General features: G+C 63.1%; 19 protein-coding genes. 11 read left to right on the top strand and 8 right to left on the bottom strand.

Features of this window, described 5'->3' with window-relative positions:
- Window positions 1-214: 214 nt before the first annotated feature.
- From HU762_RS03170 to HU762_RS03180, 3 genes are read right to left on the bottom strand one after another with little or no spacing between them, the layout of a single operon-like run.
- The gene (locus tag HU762_RS03170) at window positions 215-472 is read right to left on the bottom strand and encodes a cytochrome C oxidase subunit IV family protein (protein ID WP_186632780.1); all 258 of its coding nucleotides are present in this window, start codon (window positions 470-472) and stop codon (window positions 215-217) included.
- Window positions 473-484: 12 nt separating this feature from the next.
- Entirely contained in the window at window positions 485-1,069 is a 585-nt protein-coding gene (locus HU762_RS03175) for a cytochrome c oxidase subunit 3 family protein (RefSeq protein WP_186632783.1), read from the bottom strand.
- A complete protein-coding gene (locus HU762_RS03180; RefSeq protein WP_186632786.1) occupies window positions 1,053-1,856 on the bottom strand; it encodes a CbbQ/NirQ/NorQ/GpvN family protein in 804 nt (267 codons plus the stop codon). Before HU762_RS03180 ends, HU762_RS03175 begins: the two co-directional genes overlap by 17 nt.
- Window positions 1,857-2,053: 197 nt before the next feature.
- Here HU762_RS03180 and nirS point away from each other — a divergent pair, with 197 nt between their 5' ends.
- The 11 genes from nirS (at window position 2,054) to HU762_RS03235 (ending at window position 11,190) form a co-directional block, all read left to right on the top strand.
- On the top strand, window positions 2,054-3,733 hold the full coding sequence (gene nirS, locus HU762_RS03185) for a nitrite reductase (RefSeq protein ID WP_186632789.1): 1,680 nt from the start codon (window positions 2,054-2,056) through the stop codon (window positions 3,731-3,733).
- Between the two features lie 24 nt (window positions 3,734-3,757).
- A complete protein-coding gene (locus HU762_RS03190; protein ID WP_186632792.1) occupies window positions 3,758-4,066 on the top strand; it encodes a c-type cytochrome in 309 nt (102 codons plus the stop codon).
- A gap of 135 nt (window positions 4,067-4,201) precedes the next feature.
- Window positions 4,202-4,531 (top strand): cytochrome c, encoded by a 330-nt coding sequence (locus HU762_RS03195; RefSeq protein WP_186632795.1) that lies wholly within the window; start codon window positions 4,202-4,204, stop codon window positions 4,529-4,531.
- Window positions 4,528-5,703 (top strand): cytochrome D1 domain-containing protein, encoded by a 1,176-nt coding sequence (locus HU762_RS03200; RefSeq protein ID WP_186632798.1) that lies wholly within the window; start codon window positions 4,528-4,530, stop codon window positions 5,701-5,703. The genes HU762_RS03195 and HU762_RS03200 overlap by 4 nt, the downstream gene beginning before the upstream one ends.
- A gap of 1 nt (window position 5,704) precedes the next feature.
- Window positions 5,705-6,163: an Lrp/AsnC family transcriptional regulator gene (locus HU762_RS03205; protein ID WP_186632801.1), complete on the top strand. Its 459-nt coding sequence runs from the start codon at window positions 5,705-5,707 to the stop codon at window positions 6,161-6,163.
- Window positions 6,160-6,672, top strand: a complete 513-nt coding sequence (locus HU762_RS03210) for an AsnC family protein (RefSeq protein ID WP_186632804.1) — start codon at window positions 6,160-6,162, stop codon at window positions 6,670-6,672. Before HU762_RS03205 ends, HU762_RS03210 begins: the two co-directional genes overlap by 4 nt.
- On the top strand, window positions 6,665-7,108 hold the full coding sequence (locus tag HU762_RS03215) for an Lrp/AsnC family transcriptional regulator (protein ID WP_186632806.1): 444 nt from the start codon (window positions 6,665-6,667) through the stop codon (window positions 7,106-7,108). The genes HU762_RS03210 and HU762_RS03215 overlap by 8 nt, the downstream gene beginning before the upstream one ends.
- A complete protein-coding gene (locus HU762_RS03220; RefSeq protein ID WP_186632809.1) occupies window positions 7,083-7,604 on the top strand; it encodes an Lrp/AsnC family transcriptional regulator in 522 nt (173 codons plus the stop codon). The genes HU762_RS03215 and HU762_RS03220 overlap by 26 nt, the downstream gene beginning before the upstream one ends.
- Window positions 7,605-7,632: 28 nt before the next feature.
- A complete protein-coding gene (gene nirJ, locus HU762_RS03225; RefSeq protein ID WP_186632812.1) occupies window positions 7,633-8,817 on the top strand; it encodes a heme d1 biosynthesis radical SAM protein NirJ in 1,185 nt (394 codons plus the stop codon).
- A gap of 37 nt (window positions 8,818-8,854) precedes the next feature.
- On the top strand, window positions 8,855-9,697 hold the full coding sequence (gene cobA / locus HU762_RS03230; protein ID WP_186632815.1) for a uroporphyrinogen-III C-methyltransferase: 843 nt from the start codon (window positions 8,855-8,857) through the stop codon (window positions 9,695-9,697).
- Window positions 9,698-9,750: 53 nt separating this feature from the next.
- Window positions 9,751-11,190, top strand: a complete 1,440-nt coding sequence (locus HU762_RS03235; RefSeq protein WP_225923627.1) for a nitrite reductase — start codon at window positions 9,751-9,753, stop codon at window positions 11,188-11,190.
- Window positions 11,191-11,500: 310 nt separating this feature from the next.
- Here HU762_RS03235 and HU762_RS03240 read toward each other — a convergent pair whose 3' ends face one another.
- The 5 genes from HU762_RS03240 to nosZ are packed head-to-tail and all read right to left on the bottom strand — an operon-like array spanning window position 11,501 to window position 17,058.
- Window positions 11,501-12,028 carry a nitrous oxide reductase accessory protein NosL gene (locus HU762_RS03240; RefSeq protein WP_186632821.1) on the bottom strand — a complete coding sequence of 176 codons (528 nt, stop codon included), beginning with the start codon at window positions 12,026-12,028 and terminating at the stop codon, window positions 11,501-11,503.
- A 29-nt stretch (window positions 12,029-12,057) separates the two neighbouring features.
- Window positions 12,058-12,888, bottom strand: coding sequence for an ABC transporter permease subunit (locus tag HU762_RS03245; protein ID WP_186632822.1), 831 nt, complete (start codon window positions 12,886-12,888; stop codon window positions 12,058-12,060).
- Entirely contained in the window at window positions 12,885-13,802 is a 918-nt protein-coding gene (locus HU762_RS03250; protein ID WP_186632825.1) for an ABC transporter ATP-binding protein, read from the bottom strand. The genes HU762_RS03245 and HU762_RS03250 overlap by 4 nt, the downstream gene beginning before the upstream one ends.
- Entirely contained in the window at window positions 13,799-15,112 is a 1,314-nt protein-coding gene (locus HU762_RS03255) for a nitrous oxide reductase family maturation protein NosD (RefSeq protein ID WP_186632827.1), read from the bottom strand. The genes HU762_RS03250 and HU762_RS03255 overlap by 4 nt, the downstream gene beginning before the upstream one ends.
- A 26-nt stretch (window positions 15,113-15,138) precedes the next feature.
- Window positions 15,139-17,058, bottom strand: coding sequence for a TAT-dependent nitrous-oxide reductase (nosZ, locus tag HU762_RS03260; RefSeq protein WP_186632829.1), 1,920 nt, complete (start codon window positions 17,056-17,058; stop codon window positions 15,139-15,141).
- Between the last annotated feature and the right edge of the window lie 32 nt (window positions 17,059-17,090).

A 17,090-nucleotide genomic window follows, 5' to 3' on the forward strand; every position in this document is an offset into this window, starting at 1 on the left:
TGCTTGGCGTGACCATTCTAGGAACTGAGGGGTCGGAAACCGCTTGATGGCGATCAAGAATCTCCGATGGTTTTGGTGGGTTGTTCCAGGCAGATGAGCCTCGATCGTTCCCACGCTCCTGCGTGGGAACGCCGCCAGGGACGCTCCGCGTTCCGCTTCAGGAAGGTGACGCAGAGCGTCACGGGATGCATTCCCACGCAGAGCGTGGGAATGATCAGATCGAGAACAAAATGACGACCCCGATCACCGTCGCCAGCACCACCGCCCAACTCAACACCAACCGCCGCCACAACCGCGGCGCATGGCGCAGTTCCATGAAGCCGTCGGCGATCAGCCAGGCCTTGGCCACCGCGACCGCCAGGATGGCGATTGACACCAGCCCGCTGGTGGCGACCTGGCCCAGCGCAACGGTGCCAGTGCTCAGCACCGCAAGCGTTATCCAACAGGCGATCAAGACACGGGAAGCCGACATGTGCACCTGCGCTCAACCGAGAATGTAGACAACCGGAAACAGCAACACCCACACCAGATCCACCATGTGCCAATACAGCACGCCGGACTCCAGGCCACTGCTTTGCCGAGTACCATAGCGCCGACGCCGGCAACCTTCGGCCAGCCACGCGAGGATCACCATGCCCAGCAGCACATGAAGGAAATGGAACGCGGTGAGAATCCAGTACAAGGTGAAGAAGGTGTTGTGCTCCATGCCCAGGCCGTTCGCCAGCAGATGGGCATACTCAGTGAGCTTGATCGCCACATAACCGCAGGCAAGCAACAACGCCCCACACAACAACAGCGCGGCTCGACGCGGCCGGTCCTGCCTGACTTGCTCTTGGGCCAGTGCGGCGAACAGGCCGGCGGTCAGCAGGCTGAGGGTCATCGCCAGGCCCGTGGACCGGTCCAGCAACTGCCGGCCTTCGCTGAACATCTGCGGGTGTAACACCTGGGCAACGGTGAACGCGAGGATCAGCAAGGCGAATACCGACAGCTCGGCGAGGATGAAAAACCACATCGCCAGATCCCCGGGCAACCGCCGGGACACGCCAGCGGTTTCAGCCGAAGTGGACATCGACCACATCCATCAACGCGGCAACGGTCTGCGGGTCGTCGCTCAAGGGTTCGGCCAGGCACCCAAGGCAGGCTTGGCGCGGGTCCATGCCGGCACCGATCATGCGCGCGGTGAAAATCAGCAAACGGGTGGACGCGACTTCTTCCAAGTCATGCTGATCGAGCCGGCGCAGCGCTTGCCCCAGTCGCACCACCTGGGCGGCCAGGGCCATATCGACCCCAGCCTCGCGGGCGACGATCCGCTCTTCATCGGCAATCGCCGGATAACCAAAGCGCATCGCCACGAAACGTTGCCGCGTGCTGGGTTTCATGCCTTTGAGCAGGTTCTGGTAGCCGGGGTTATACGACACCACCAGCATAAACGACGGCGGTGCCTGCAATACCTCGCCGGTGCGCTCCAGGTACAACTGCCGACGGTCGTCCGCCAGTGGGTGCAGCACCACCGCTGTGTCCTGACGCGCCTCGACCACTTCATCCAGATAACAAATGCCGCCCTCGCGCACTGCCCGGGTCAAGGGCCCGTCCTGCCACCAGGTGCCCTGGGCGCCGATCAAGTGACGGCCCACCAGGTCGGCGGCGCTCAGGTCGTCGTGGCAGGCCACGGTGTACAGCGGCAGTTTCAGCCGATGGGCCATGTACTGGACGAAACGGGTCTTGCCGCAACCGGTCGGCCCCTTGATCAGCACTGGCATGCCGTGATGCCAGGCCTGCTCGAACATCGCCTGCTCGTTGTCCTGGGGTTGATAGAAAGGTTCGTCCGGACGTGGGGCGGTAGAGATAGCGTTCATGGAAAGACCTGCTCAGACAACTCGATTGCCCATCACGCTACGAGGCCCTGCGACAACCTGGCAAGGCTTGCGGCCGGCAAACTTGATCGCCGTCAAGCGGTTAACCATCCCCCCGGCATAGCCTTGCAGCGCACCAAGAATCTGCGCGCCGGACGACATTTGCAGGGCAGCGCGGGTCATGCCTGAGGAGAAATGGAATGCTGATCAGCCACAAAAAAACGTGGGCCCTGAGGGTGACGGCGCTGTGTACAGCGCTGGTTGCTCCCTACGTCTTCGCCGACTTACCCACCACGCCGGAGTCACCCCGGGTGGTCAAGACCGAAGGCGCGCCAGACCTGAGCCAGGCCGACTTCGACTCGGCCAAGGAAATCTACTTCCAGCGCTGCGCCGGTTGCCACGGCGTGCTTCGCAAGGGCGCCACCGGCAAGCCGCTGACACCCGACATCACCCAAGCGCGCGGCCAGCCCTACCTGGAAGCGCTGATCACTTACGGTTCGGCCGCCGGCATGCCGAACTGGGGCACCTCCAATGCCCTGACCAAAGACCAGATCACGGTCATGGCCAAGTTCATCCAGCACACCCCGCCAACGCCGCCGGAATGGGGCATGGCTGAAACCCTCAAGACCTGGAAAGTCTTGATCAAACCCGAGGACCGGCCAACCAGGCAGCTCAACAACCTCAATCTGCAAAACCTGTTTTCAGTCACCCTTCGCGACGACGGCAAGATTGCCTTGATCGACGGCGACAGCAAGAAAATCGTCAAGCTGATCGACACCGGTTACGCGGTGCACATCTCGCGGATCTCGGCGTCGGGGCGCTACCTGCTGGTGATCGGCCGGGACGCCAAGATCGACATGATCGACCTGTGGCCGAAGGAGCCGACCAAGGTCGCGGAAATCAAGGTGGGCATCGAGGCTCGCTCGGTGGAAACCTCCAAGTTCAAGGGCTACGAAGACAAGTACACGATTGCCGGTTCGTACTGGCCGCCGCAGTTCACGATCATGGACGGCGAGACCCTGGAGCCCAAGCAAATTGTCTCGACCCGGGGCATGACCGTCGACACCCAGCAATACCATCCCGAGCCTCGCGTCGCGGCTATCATCGCGTCCCACGAGTGGCCCGAGTTCATCGTCAACGTCAAGGAAACCGGCAAGGTGATGCTGGTCAACTACCAGGACATCAAGAACCTCACCATCACCAGCATCGATGCCGCGCCGTTCCTGCATGACGGCGGTTGGGACAGCAGCCATCGCTATTTCATGACGGCCGCCAACAACTCCAACAAGGTCGCGGTGATCGACTCCAAGGAGCGCAAGCTCACCGCCCTGGTGGACGTCGGCAAGACGCCGCATCCGGGGCGCGGCGCCAACTTCAATCACCCGCTCTATGGACCGGTCTGGGCCACCAGCCACTTGGGCGATGCCGGGGTTTCGCTGATCGGCACCGACCCGGTCAAGCACCCGCAATACGCCTGGAAACAGGTCGCTTCGCTCCAAGGCCAGGGCGGCGGTTCGCTGTTCATCAAGACCCACCCCGCATCGCGCCACCTGTATGTCGACACCACCCTCAGCCCCGACGCCAAGCTCAGCCAATCGGTGGCGGTGTTCAACATCGACAAGCTTGACGCTGGCTACACCGTGCTGCCGATTGCCGAGTACGCCGGCATCAAGAAAGGCGCATTGCGCGTGGTGCAACCGGAATACAACAAGGCTGGCGATGAGGTCTGGTTCTCGGTCTGGAGTGGCCAGGAAGACGAGTCGGCGCTGGTGGTGATCGACGACAAGACCCTCAAGGTCAAGAACGTGATCAAGGACAAGCGCCTGATCACCCCGACCGGAAAATTCAACGTCTACAACACCCAACACGACATTTATTGAGCCCCATCAATAAGAGGAAAAACCATGAAGCCTATTCTGATCGCACTGGCCTTGACCGCCGCCTACAGCCTGCCGGCGTTGGCACAGGACGGCCCGACGCTGTTCAAGAGCAAACCTTGCGCGGCCTGCCATTCCATCGACACCAAGGTGGTGGGTCCGGCGCTCAAGGAGGTCGCGGCGAAAAACGCCGGCGTCGCTGGGGCCGAGGCGGTACTGGCCAAACACATCAAGGAAGGCACGCAAGGCAACTGGGGGCCGATGCCGATGCCAGCCAACCCGGTGACGGAAGAGGAAGCCAAGATCCTGGCTGCGTGGGTCTTGACCCTCAAGTAATCACATGACCCGTGGCGAGGGAGCTTGCTCCCGCTGGATCGCGTAGCGGTCCCAAGCTTTTGGGGTTGCTTCGCACCCCAGCGGGAGCAAGCTCCCTCGCCACGAAAGCGGTGCAATTTCATTCAGGAGGACGTCATGGAACGACACAGCTTCACCACCTCGATCACTGCCCTCCTCCTGCTTATCCCCGCCTGCGCGCTGGCCACTCCCGATCATCAGCGCCAGGCCCAGCTTCAACATCTTCTGGACCAGGACTGCGGTGCCTGCCACGGCCTGTACCTGACCGGAGGCCTCGGCCCGCCGCTGACCCGCGAAGCCCTGGCGGGAAAATCCCGCGACAGCCTCATCGCCACCGTCACCCTGGGCCGCCCCGGCAGTGCCATGCCCGGCTGGGCAGCGCTGTTGCCCCCCGACGACATCCGTTGGCTGGTGGACCGGCTCCTTCAAGGAAAACCTGCCTCATGATTCGCTCCCTGCTTTCTTCTCTGGCCATCGCCCTGTCGCTGGTCGCTTGCACGCAGGCACCACTGCGCGGCACCGGCGACTTGGGCGTGGTGGTGGAACGCGCCACCGGCAGCCTGCAGATCATCGAAAGCGACACCCGCTCCACACTTGCCCGCGTGGAGGGCCTGGGCGATTTGTCCCACGCCTCGGTGGTGTTCTCCAGGGATCAACGCTACGCCTTCGTATTCGGCCGCGATGGTGGCTTGAGCAAAGTCGATCTGCTGACGGCCCGCATCGACCGACGCATCATCCAGGGCGGCAACAGCATCGGCGGGGCGATCAGCCAGGACGGCAAGCTGATCGCCGTTTCCAACTACGAGCCCGGCGGCGTCAAGGTGTTCGATGCCCGGACTCTGGAACAAGTGGCTGACATTCCCGCTACGCCCCTGCCGGATGCGGGTAAACGCTCGCGTGTCGTGGGACTGGTGGACGCGCCGGGCCAGCGCTTCGTGTTCAGCCTGTTCGACACCGGCGAAATCTGGACGGCTGACTTCAGTAACGGCGTCGTACCGCAAATCGAACGCTTCACCGGCATCGGCCAACAACCCTATGACGCGCTGATCACCCCGGACGGGCGCTATTACATGGCCGGGCTGTTTGGCGAAGACGGCATGGCGCAGCTCGATCTCTGGCATCCGGAACGCGGCGTGAAACGGGTACTGGGGCATTATGGACGCGGCCAGGCCAGGTTGCCGGTGTACAAGATGCCGCATCTGGAAGGCTGGGCCATGGCTGATCAGCAAGCGTTCGTGCCCGCCGTCGGCCATCACCAAGTGCTGGTGATGGACACCACCTGGCAGCAAGTCGATGCCATCGCCGTCGCCGGCCAGCCGGTCTTTGTCACGGCGCGACCGGATGGACGCCAGCTCTGGGTCAACTTCGCCTACCCCGACAACGACCGCGTGCAGGTCATCGACACCCAGACCCACGCCATCGTCGCCGACCTGCGGCCAGGGGTTGGCGTGCTGCACATGGAGTTCACCGCACGCGGCGATCAATTGTGGTTGTCCGTACGCGATGGCGGCGAGGTGCAGGCCTGGGATCCCTACCGGCTCGAACGGCTCACTGCGTTACCGTCCCTGAGCCCCAGCGGGATTTTTTTCAGCAGCCGTGCGCACAAGGCGGGCTACTGACATGACCCAAAGCCCGCTTGCCCGTCGCCTGATCGATCGATTCCAGCATGGCATGCCGGTGTGCGCCGAGCCCTATCGGGTCATGGCCCAGACCCTGGGTTGCAGCGAGGCGCAGGTCCTGGAATGCCTCCAGCATCTGCAACTGGCCGGCACCTTGTCGCGCGTCGGCCCGGTGTTCGAACACACCCGGGCCGGCGCAAGCACCCTCGCCGCCTTCGCCGTACCGCAGGAGCGATTGCAACAGGTGGCGGAACGCGTCAACCAGTACCCGGAAGTCAATCACAACTACGCACGCGAACATCGCTACAACCTCTGGTTCGTGCTGACCGGCCCAACCCGTGCTCACCTGGACAGCATCCTCCAGGAACTGGAGCAGGACACCGGCCTCACGCCGCTGGATTTGCCCATGCTCACCGCCTACCGCATCGACCTGGGCTTTGCCCTGGAGGCCACCCCATGAACACCGCCCTGACCGAGTCTCAATCCCTGGCGCTGCGCCGCCTGCTGGAAGCCGGCTTGCCCCTGACCCCGCGCCCGTTCCAGGCCTTGGCCGAACAGATCGAAGCCAGCGAGCCTCTGGTGCTGGAGCAAATGCGCCAATGGAACGAACAGGGTCTGTTTCGCCGCGTCGGCCTCGTGGTCAACCACCGGGCGTTGGGGTTTTCCGCCAACGCCATGCTGGTGCTGGACGTGCCGGACGCCCTGGTCGATGAAGTCGGGCGACGCCTGGGCCAAGCCCCTGGCATCAGCCTGTGTTATCAACGACCACGGCGCCTGCCGCAGTGGCAATACAACCTGTTCTGCATGATCCACGGGCGCCAGCGGGACCGTGTCGAGGCCCAGGTCCAAGCGCTGCTCCAGGAACATCTGCTGGACGACCTGCCCCATCAGTTGCTGTTCAGTACCCATCTGTTCAAGCAGTGCGGTGGACGCTTCGCCGCACCTGCCGGAGCCGCCATTGATGGATGACCTCGACCGGCGCCTGATCAACCGCCTGCAACTGGGCCTGCCGCTGGTGCGCCAGCCCTGGGAACACTTGGCCGGCGAACTGGAAAGCAGCAGTGCTGAATTGCTCGACCGTCTGCACGAATTGCTCAACGACGGCGTCCTTACCCGATTCGGCCCGATGTTCGATATCGAGCGTTTGGGCGGCGCTTTCACCCTGGCCGCCCTGGCGGTGCCGGAACCGCGTTTCGACACCATCGCCGACCTGCTCGCCGACATGCCCGAAGTGGCCCACAACTACCGCCGCGAGCACGCCTGGAACATGTGGTTCGTACTCGCTTGCCCCAGCGAACAGGCGATTGCCGAGACCCTGCTGCGCATCGAGCGCCTGACCGGCCTGGTGCCGCTGAACCTGCCCAAGGAGGAGACCTACCATGTCGGTTTGTATTTCCCGGTCTGAAACGTTGCCCCTGGAGCAAACGCCGTTGGCCCTGCGCCTGGTCGAACTGACCCAGGCCGGCCTGCCGCTGCTCGAAGATCCCTGGGCCTGGCTGGCCGAGCAATTGGGCCTGAGCGTCGAGTCCACTCTAGACCTGCTCAAGCGCCTGCAGGCCGAAGGGGCGATCCGCCGCATCGCCGCGGTGCCCAATCACTATCGCCTGGGCTACCGCCACAACGGCATGACGGTCTGGGACGTGGCTGACGCCGACATGCCGCGCCTGGGTGCGCTATTGGGCGCGCAGCCCTTCGTCAGTCATTGCTACCGCCGACCGCGCCGGCCCGGCTGGCGCTACAACCTGTTCGCCATGGTGCATGGCCGCAGCCGCGAGGAAATCGACAGTTACCGCGATCACTTGCGCTACCTGCTGGGGGAGGCCTGCGCCGCCGACGACATGCTGGTGAGCAGCCGCATCCTGAAAAAAACCGGCCTGCGCCTGTCGCCCCCCTCGCGCTGAACCGGCACATCGATCGAAGGAGCGTTGTATGTTAAGGATCAGCCATTACCTGCGTGCACTGGCCGGGCAATGCCCCGCCCCACGCGTCGCGCCGCCGGGCAGCAGTCGCCCGCCGGTGGTGATCTGGAACCTGCTCAGGCGTTGCAACCTGACCTGCAAGCACTGCTACGCGACGTCGGCCGACAGTGTTTTTCGCGATGAACTGGACACCGCCGCAGCGCTCCAGGTCATCGATGACCTGCATGACGCCGGGGTACGTGTGTTGATCCTGTCTGGCGGCGAACCATTACTGCGCGAAGACCTGTTCCAGCTCAACGCCCATGCCCGCGCCAAAGGTTTCTTTATTGCCCTGTCCACCAACGGCACGCTGATCGACGCCTCGAACATAGAGCAGATAACGGCGGCGAATTTCGACTACGTCGGCATCAGTATCGACGGCCTGGAAACGACTCACGATCAATTCCGCCAGCTCAAGGGCAGTTTCGCCCGTTCCATGGCGGCCATCCGGCTCTGCCGCGAGCGAGGGATCCGGGTCGGGCTGCGTACCACCCTCACTCAGCAGAACCATCCCCAGTTGCCTCGGTTGCTGGACCTGATGGATGAATACGATGTGCAGAAATTCTATCTGTCGCATCTGAACTACAGCGGTCGCGGCAGGCGCAGTCGCAAGCTCGATGCCCAGCAGCAGATGAGTCGCGAGGCGATGACGTTGATCTTCGAGCGCGCGTGGGCGGACGTCGAGCAAGGGCGCGACAGCGATTTCGTCAGCGGCAACAACGATGCCGACGCGATCCTGTTGCTGCAGTGGGTATCCCGGCGCCTCCCTCAGCAATACCCCGCACTGGAGCAGATGCTACGGGCCTGGGGCGGCAACGCTTCGGGCAGCGGCATCGCCAACATCGACAATACCGGTGAGGTCCACCCCGACACGTACTGGTGGCAGCACTCGGTGGGAAACGTGCGCCGAACGCCCTTCAAGGCACTCTGGCTGGAGCACCCCGACGCCCTTCTCTTGAAGCTGCGCGAACATCCACGCGCCGTGGGTGGACGCTGCGGCCAGTGCCGTTGGTTGAGTATCTGCAACGGCAACACCCGCACCCGCGCCTGGGCCGATGGCGATTTGTGGGGCCAGGACCCGGGGTGTCACCTGAGCGATGACGAAATCGGCTTGCAGGCGATTCCCAACGTTGCGCTGTACCCATTAGCCCGATAACCCGACGGCGAATCTGATGACGAAACAAGGAAGCCCTATGCCTGCCTCCATCGCTTTGCCCGCTGCCCTGCAATCACCGTTCAGACCGGGTGAAGTCGCCCTGGTCGGCGCAGGCCCCGGCGATCCGGGCCTGCTGACGCTACGTGCCTGGAGCCTGCTGATGCAGGCTGACGCGGTGGTCTACGACCGCTTGATCAGCCAACAACTGCTGGGCCTGGTCCCACTGACGTGCGCCCGGCATTACGTCGGCAAAGCCGCCGGTTGCCATAGCCTGCCGCAGGCGCAGATCAACGAGCTATTGGCCGACCTCGCGGACCAGGGCCAACGGGTGGTCCGTCTCAAGGGCGGCGACCCGTTCATTTTTGGCCGGGGCGCCGAAGAGCTGGAATATCTTTTATTCCGGGGAATCGATTGCCAGGTGGTGCCTGGCATCACCGCCGCGGCCGGGTGCAGTGCCTACGCCGGTATTCCGCTGACCCATCGCGACCTGGTCAATTCCTGTCGTTTCATCACCGGCCACTTGCAGCGCGAAGGCGAGTTGGACCTGCCGTGGCGAAGCCTGGCCGACGACAGCCAGACGCTGGTGTTCTACATGGGGTTGTCGAACCTGGGCCTCATCGCCGAGCGGTTGGTCGAGGCCGGGCTGCCGGCCGATACCCCTGCGGCGTTGATCAGCAACGGCACGCGCCCCGACCAGCAGGTGCTGCGAGGCACGCTTTCACATCTGCCGGAGATGGCTCGGGGATGCGCCGAGGGCCTGCCGACATTGACGGTGATCGGCAAGGTGGTCGGTTTGTTTGCCCATCAGCCAGTACAGCATCCGGCACGTATTCATCCGCTGCCACAGCCGACAACCCACGCCTCGAAGGTGGCGTCATGAGAGGTTGGTGGTTCACGTCGCTACTCATGGTCGGCGCGGCTCATGGCGAGGTCATGGACCCGCCGGACCTGGCGTTGGCCGAGCGCAATTATCAGCAGCATTGCCAGCAATGCCACGGCGTCAATCGCATCGGCGGCGCCGGGCCTGCACTGTTGCCGCAAAGCTTGAGCCGGATCAAACCCGATGAAATCCGCCGCGTCATTGAAAACGGCCGTCCCGCCAGCCAGATGGCCTCGTTCGGCGGAATGCTGGACGGCGCGCAGATCGATGGCCTGACTCACTATCTCCAGCGCGCGCCCGCCGTCGAACCGACTTGGAGCGAAGATGACACGCGCCATAGCCATCGCCTGCTGGCGAATGTCGCGAGCTTGCCCACTGCACCTCAGCACAGCGCCGACCCGCTGAACCTATTCGTGGTGGTGGAGGCTGGTGATCATCATGTCGACATCATCGACGGCGATCGTTTCGAAGTCCTGGCGCGCTTCGCCTCGCATTTTGCCGTGCATGGCGGGCCGAAGTTTTCGCCGGACGGACGCTTCGTCTATTTCGCCTCCCGGGACGGCTGGATCAGCCTGTACGACCTGCACAACCTCAAACTGATCGCCGAAGTCCGGGCCGGGCTCAATACTCGTAACCTGGCGGTGAGCAAGGACGGGCGCTGGGTGCTGGTGGGCAACACCTTGCCCGGCAATCTGGTGGTGCTGGATGCCCGCGACCTGTCACCGGTCAAGACTATTGCAACAGTGGGGCTGGACGGCCAGGGCTCGCGAGTCAGCGCGGTGTATACCGCGCCGCCGCGCAACAGCTTCATCGTCGCCTTGAAAGACGTCAAGGAGGTCTGGGAGCTGTCCACCGGGCCGAACCCGGACTTCGTGCCGAGGCGTATCGAGGCCGAGGATTACCTGGATGATTTTTCCTTCTCGCCCGATTATCGGCAACTGCTCGCCACGTCGCGCAAGGCCAAGGGCGGGCAAGTCATCGACCTCGACACCGGGCATGTGGTGAAGGACATCGCATTGCCGGGGATGCCGCACCTGGGTTCGGGCACTTATTGGAGGCGCGATGGGCACTGGGTGTTCGCCACGCCCAATATCAGCAAAGGGCTGATTTCGGTGATTGACTTCGACACTTGGAAAGTCATCAAGCAGATCCCCACCCTGGGGCCGGGCTTCTTCCTGCGCAGCCATGCCAACTCGCGCTATGCCTGGACCGACGTGTTCTTCGGCCCGGACAACGATGCCATCCACCTGATCGACAAACAAACCCTGGAAATCGCCCACACCCTGCGCCCAATGCCCGGCAAAACCGCCGCCCATGTCGAATTCACCCGCGACGGCCGCTACCTGCTGCTGAGCATCTGGGACACCGACGGCGCACTGATCGTCTACGACAGCAACACCCTGAAGGAGGTCAAGCGCCTGCCGATGAACAAGCCGTCCGGCAAGTACAACGTGGGCAACAAGATCGAGTTTGCCGAAGGCACCTCGCACTGACCGCTCTCCTGGAGGACTGCTCTCGCTGGGTTGCGCAGCGACCCCAAAAAGGCTGGACGCGATCGATCGTTCCCACGCTCCTGCGTGGGAATGTCGCCAGGAACGCTCCGCGTTCCGCTTTCGGAAGGTGACGCAGAGCGTCACGGGATGCATTCCCACGCAGAGCGGGGGAACGATCAAACGCGGTCAACCTGCCCCACCTCAGTGGCTGAGCCAAGGGACTGCTGCGCAGTCCAGCGGGAGCAAGCTCCCTCGCCACAAAAGCGGTGTCGGTCTATGTATCCCAAGACAATCGAAATCCCTGTGGTGATCAGTGGCTCATTGGCGACATGGCGGTGGCTTGCCCCAACAGCTTCTGGTCGATGTCGTCCAGGCGCAGGACTTTGCCGCCCGTCTCGCTGGCAAGCTTTTGAGCGGCCTTGGGGTCGGAGAACGAGGCCAGGACGACGCCCATGGCACCCTTGAGGCCGGAGCCGATGACAAAATAAGCGGTCCGGGCGTCGATCAGGTGAGCATCGTCCGGCGTGTTCCAATGGCTGCGACCCATGTCGTGGACATACAGCTCGACATCGTCGCGGTGGTTTTCTGGCTGCAGCCACCAGCCGAGCATTTCCGCTGGCGAGCAGAACTTTTTCGTCCCGCTGGCGCCGACAGCCGCGCCCTTGGGCCCTGGGAAATCGGTGATGACCATGCCGCACACATGGCATTCATCAGCAGGATGGAAAGCCAGCGCCGCCTCGGCGGCAGGTGGCGATTGAGCCTTGTCGCAGGCCACCAGCGCCAGGCATACGAGCACCCCAGCCAGGACACGGCTCGCCTTGAAATAAACCCCGTTCATCACATGCTTCCTTCATCAAGATCAGAAACTCATGGGCACCGGCGATTGAACAGCCGATAGGCCAACCACAACGGCATCACCAACCACAGCCCCAGGCACAGCCACAGCAGCGGGCCGGCAACCGGCAAATCGCTGCCCAGCGTCAACACGCTCGCGCCGCTGGAGCCGGTGTCGAACCCGGACACATTGATCAGCCGATACACATCGGTCGGGTTCAACAGCAGCAACCAGGGCAGCAGCTCCGGGCTGAAGCGACCTTCGCTCAGCACCAACAGCGCCAGCAGCACCAGGTCGAACACCAACACGAAGAAAAACCACACGCCCAGCGCCAGCCCGGCCGCGGTGGATTTTTCCGCCGACAGGCAACTCAGCACGTAGGCCAATCCGAGGAACACCCACCCCAGCAGTGTGCTGGACAACATGAAACGACCGAAGGCCCAGAGCAGCAGGCTCAGCTCCACATCGTCCACCAACACGGCAATCGCCAACATTGCGCAGCCGAAACCGATCAAGGTCGCCAGGGCCAGGATCAGGCCATGACCGACAAACTTGCCCAGCAGCAATTGCCCGCGCCCCAACGGATAAGTGAGCAACAACAGCAACGTGCCGCTTTCGTCCTCGCCGACAATCGCGTCATAGGCCAGCAACAACGCGATCAAGGGCATCAGGAACGTCGCCAGGCTGGCCAGGCTCGCCACCGTCGCCGGCACCGAAGTGAAACCCAATTGGCCGGACGCCGCGGCGCCCAGCCAGGCAATGCCGATCGCCAGTACCGCGAACAACAGGCTGATCGCCAACAGCCAGCGATTGCGCAGCCCATCGCTGAATTCCTTGCGAGCCATGTTCCAGATCGGGTTCATTGGCTGGCCTCCTCGGCCGCTGCACGGGCCATGTAATGACGGTACAAATCCTCCAGCGACGGCGGCTTGATCTCGACATCGGTCGGGTCATCCTGGGCCAATAACTGGCGCAGCAATTTGAGCTTGCTGCCGTCTGGGGCAGACACCTGGACCCCTTCGGCGCCCCAGCCTTGGGTGGCGTGCCCTTCGCTGCGCCAATGCTGTCGCAGCCAATCGGCTCGTGACAGGCCCGAGGCGCGGATCAGCGTCGGCAGCCCCGCGTCCTCCCGCAACCTTGCCAGGCTGCCCAGGGCCAACAGCCGTCCACGGGTGAGAATCGCGGCGCGGTTGATGTGCGCTTCCACGCCCGGCAAGACGTGAGAGCAAAGGATGATGCTGGTGCCCTGCCAGCGCAGGCGATCGAGCAACTGATAAAGATCCTGGGTGGCGATGGGGTCCAGGCCCACGGTCGGTTCGTCGAGCAATAGCAGGCGCGGTTGGCCGAGCAAGGCTTGCGCCAGGCCCAGGCGTTGGCGCATGCCCTTGGAATAAGTGCGCACGCGCCGTTGGGCGGCGCCCGCCAGTCCCACGTCCGCCAACAGCCGCTCGACCTGTTCCGGCGCCGCGCCTTTGAGCCGGGCAAAGTGCTGCAAGGTCTCGCGCCCGCTCAACTGCGGATAGAACATGACGTTTTCCGGCAGGTAGCCGAGCATCCGCCGCACGTTCGGGTCACTCGGCTCGCGGCCAAAGACCCGTACCTGGCCTTCGCTGGCGCGCAACAAACCGAGTATCAGCTTCATGGTCGTGGTCTTGCCCGCGCCGTTGTGCCCGAACAGCCCGAGCACTTCGCCCTGGGCCAAGGTCAGGTCAAGCCCATGCAGCACGGCGACGTCGCCGTAACGCTGGTTGACGCCTTCGATTTCGACGACGTTCAAGACGCGTCCTCCTGGGCAATATTGCGTTGAGGGGGTTGGCTGGGCACCTGCATCAACGGATGGCTGTCCATCACCCCGGGAGATTTCATCACCGGAAACGCCCGCTGCACCCAGCGCAACACTTCCACGCCTGGACTGTTCATCAACAGGCGAACCTGCGGGTACAGCCACAGCAGCCGGTCGACGTTGTCGTTGGGTTCATAAGCCACGTCCCCCAACCCGTCGCCGTTGCGATCCCAGCCCAAGTAGTCGCTCCAGTAATTGCCGCGCCCTTCCTGCGACCATTCCTGCAGGCGCGTGGCGACGTATTTGACTTGGCGCTGGTTGTGGACGAAGGCATTGCCGGCGATGCGGTTGTCCTCCGAGCCTGCGGTGAGGTGGATGCCCACCGCGCTGCGCTCGAAATGATTGCCCTCTATGCGGTTGAACAACGAGTTGTAGATGAACAGCGCCTTGCCCTCGGCGCCGGTGATCATGGTGTCGCCGGTGGACCCGTCGCGCACGTCGGTGACGAAGTTGTCGCGCAGGGTGGAATAAGTGATGTAGTTCATCAGGATCCCGTAGTTCTGGTCCTGCTCGGAGCGGTTGCCGATCACAGTCAAATGGCGGCTCTGCATCAGGGCATAGCCGGTGCGGGTGCGCCGGGTGATGTTGTCCAACAGTTGGTTGTCGTTGGCGAACATGTAATGCACCCCGTAGCGCAGGTCCTCCAGGGTGTTGCCCTGGAGTAGGTTGCCGTTGGAGGTGTCGATGTAGATGCCGTCACGGGTGTCGCGAACGTGGTTGCCGATGACCCGGGCACCGCGCACCGCGTACAGGTGAATGCCATTGCCACGGTCCTGGGAACGCAAACCTGGATCGCCCTGGATGCGGTTGTCGATCAGGCTGACGTCCCGCGTGCCATCGACCCAGATGCCGAAGCCCTGGCCCTGCATGCGGTTCGCCCGCACCACCGCGCCTTGGCCGGCAGGCTGGATGAACACGGCGGCGTTCATGACCGTCAGGTCATGGCCCCAATCCAGGAACGTGCAGCCCCGGACCTCGACGTTCGGCGCGCGAATGATCAACCCATTGCCCTCGCCCTGCCCCTGGAATACCGCATCGGGCGCACAGATGAGCGTCATCGGTTGATCGATGCTGAAGGAACCCAGGTACTGGCCCGCGGGCAGGCGCCATTGCTGGTCGCCCTCGGCCTGCAACGGCAAGTCGGTGATCGGCTGCGGCGAACCCAGTGCGCCGGCCGACAACAGGCAAAGCACCAGCGCAATGACCGGTCGATCAACCTTCGGGTACTGCGTATTCCCGGTCATTGCGCCTGTCTCCTCATTGAGCCGACTCAGGCCTTTTCAACCAACATGCGCCCGACCATTTCCATGTGCAGGGCATGGCAGAACCAGCTGCAGTAGTACCAATGCAGGCCGGCCTTGTCGGCGATGAAGGTGATCGACGACGTCTGTTGCGGGCTGATCTCCATGCTGACGCCGTGGTTGGTCATGACGAAACCGTGGGACACGTCCTCGATCTGGTCGATGTTGGTGATCGTCACCGTCACCTCGTTGCCTTGCTTGACGGTGAACTCCGTCAGGCCATAGGCCGGTGCCATGGACGTCATGTAGACCCGCACCTGGTTGCCGTCGCGGATGACCTTGTTGTCGGTTTCCAGATTGATGCCATCCTTCTTCGCCAGCTCCACGGTGCCCGCGAAAAACGGATCATTGCGGCTCCAGATTTTCTGAGTCTTGATCTGATCGCGCCGGGCGAGGATGCAGTCATGGGGTTCGGCGAACGCCGGGCCGTCGTGCACCAGTTTCATTTCTTCGCCGGAGATGTCGATCAACTGGTCGTTTTCCGGGTGCAACGGCCCGGTTGGCAGGAAACGGTCCTTGGAGAACTTGCACAGCACCACCAGCCACTTGCCGTCCGCCTCGCTGGTTTCGGTGAGCGAGGCATGGTTGTGCCCGGGTTGATACTGCACGTCGAGTTTCTGCTTGATGTAGTTGACCTTCTCGCCCTTGTAGGCGCGGACGGCCTCTTCCATGTTCCACTTCACCACCTGGCTGTCGATGAACAGCGTGGTGTAGGCGTTGCCGCGCCCGTCGAAGGTCGTGTGCAGCGGCCCGAGGCCCAATTCCGGCTCGGCGACGATCACTTCCCGCGGGTCCTTGTAGCGGTCGTTGAACAGGTCATCCAGGCGGTCGATGGCGATCATCGAGACCGTCGGCGAGAGTTTGCCGTTGGCGATGAAATACTTGCCGTCCGAGGAAGTGTTGAGGCCGTGGGGGTTCTTCGGCACCGGAATATAACGGGTGAATTCGCTGTCCTTGCCGTTGACCTTGCGCCCGTCGACCACCGGCACTTTGGAACCGTCCAGGGTGATGAACTTGCCGGCCTTGATCGCCGCCTCGATGCGCGGAATGTTGTAGACCACCACCCAGTCGCGCTCATTGCGCATCATGCCGCCCAGGTCGTAGGCCTTCTCGGAGTTGTAGCAGGTACTGGCGGCGTATTTGCCGGTGTAGTCGGCGTCGGTGTTGTCCAGGTTGCCGTCGACGATGACCTGGAAGGCCATCTCCATTTTCTCGGCGTCGATGGCGTTGAACATCGTGAAGCTGTTCTTGTCTTGCAGGTCGAACGTGCTGCCGTCGTTGGGATGAGGGATGACGAATTCGCCATTGGCGAATACGTATTGGGTGTGCGGGACCTTTTGCAGGCGCAGGCCGTGGATGGCCTGGACGTTGGGCACGGTAAGGATCTTGTCGCACTTCATGATGTCCAGGCGAATGCGCGCGACCCGGGAGTTGGCCTTGTCGTTGATGAACAGGTATTTGCCGTCGTACTTGCCGTCGGTCATGGAGATGTGCGGATGGTGGCAGTCACCGTTCTGGTACTTGGCGCTGTCCCCCAGGATGCGCTTGCTCTCGTTGGTCAGGCCCCACCCCGTGGCCGAGTCGACGTTGAACACCGGGATACGCATCAGCTCGCGCATCGACGGTACGCCCAGCACCCGCACCTCGCCTTGGTGGCCGCCACTCCAAAAGCCGTAGTATTCGTCCAGCTCCCCGGGCCCGACGTGGACCTTGGACTTGGCTTCCTTGGCGGCCGCCGCCCAGGACTCTCGGGTGAATGTCCCCGCCCCCAATGCGGTGGCGCCGGCCAGCACCGCGCCGGTGACCGCGCCGGTGCCGAGAAAACTGCGGCGGCTGACGCCCCTGGGCTCTTGCACTGCGTCAGGCGTTGGGAGTTTTTTATCGCTCATGCTGTGTGTGCTCCGTGAAGAATGAAAGGGTC

This window comes from Pseudomonas sp. SWRI92 (assembly GCF_014268685.1).
GTDB classification, from domain to species: Bacteria; Pseudomonadota; Gammaproteobacteria; order Pseudomonadales; family Pseudomonadaceae; genus Aquipseudomonas; species Aquipseudomonas marvdashtae.

Coding starts and splice junctions, on each gene's coding strand:
- nirS (WP_186632789.1), top strand. CDS start 2,054: ATGCTGATCAGCCACAAAAAAACGTGGGCCCTGAGGGTGACGGCGCTG.
- HU762_RS03195 (WP_186632795.1), top strand. CDS start 4,202: ATGGAACGACACAGCTTCACCACCTCGATCACTGCCCTCCTCCTGCTT.
- HU762_RS03180 (WP_186632786.1), bottom strand. CDS start 1,856: ATGAACGCTATCTCTACCGCCCCACGTCCGGACGAACCTTTCTATCAA.
- HU762_RS03220 (WP_186632809.1), top strand. CDS start 7,083: ATGTCGGTTTGTATTTCCCGGTCTGAAACGTTGCCCCTGGAGCAAACG.
- HU762_RS03210 (WP_186632804.1), top strand. CDS start 6,160: ATGAACACCGCCCTGACCGAGTCTCAATCCCTGGCGCTGCGCCGCCTG.
- HU762_RS03170 (WP_186632780.1), bottom strand. CDS start 472: ATGTCGGCTTCCCGTGTCTTGATCGCCTGTTGGATAACGCTTGCGGTG.
- nirJ (WP_186632812.1), top strand. CDS start 7,633: ATGTTAAGGATCAGCCATTACCTGCGTGCACTGGCCGGGCAATGCCCC.
- HU762_RS03215 (WP_186632806.1), top strand. CDS start 6,665: ATGGATGACCTCGACCGGCGCCTGATCAACCGCCTGCAACTGGGCCTG.
- HU762_RS03200 (WP_186632798.1), top strand. CDS start 4,528: ATGATTCGCTCCCTGCTTTCTTCTCTGGCCATCGCCCTGTCGCTGGTC.
- HU762_RS03240 (WP_186632821.1), bottom strand. CDS start 12,028: ATGAACGGGGTTTATTTCAAGGCGAGCCGTGTCCTGGCTGGGGTGCTC.
- HU762_RS03255 (WP_186632827.1), bottom strand. CDS start 15,112: ATGACCGGGAATACGCAGTACCCGAAGGTTGATCGACCGGTCATTGCG.
- HU762_RS03205 (WP_186632801.1), top strand. CDS start 5,705: ATGACCCAAAGCCCGCTTGCCCGTCGCCTGATCGATCGATTCCAGCAT.
- HU762_RS03175 (WP_186632783.1), bottom strand. CDS start 1,069: ATGTCCACTTCGGCTGAAACCGCTGGCGTGTCCCGGCGGTTGCCCGGG.
- nosZ (WP_186632829.1), bottom strand. CDS start 17,058: ATGAGCGATAAAAAACTCCCAACGCCTGACGCAGTGCAAGAGCCCAGG.
- cobA (WP_186632815.1), top strand. CDS start 8,855: ATGCCTGCCTCCATCGCTTTGCCCGCTGCCCTGCAATCACCGTTCAGA.
- HU762_RS03190 (WP_186632792.1), top strand. CDS start 3,758: ATGAAGCCTATTCTGATCGCACTGGCCTTGACCGCCGCCTACAGCCTG.
- HU762_RS03245 (WP_186632822.1), bottom strand. CDS start 12,888: ATGAACCCGATCTGGAACATGGCTCGCAAGGAATTCAGCGATGGGCTG.
- HU762_RS03235 (WP_225923627.1), top strand. CDS start 9,751: ATGGACCCGCCGGACCTGGCGTTGGCCGAGCGCAATTATCAGCAGCAT.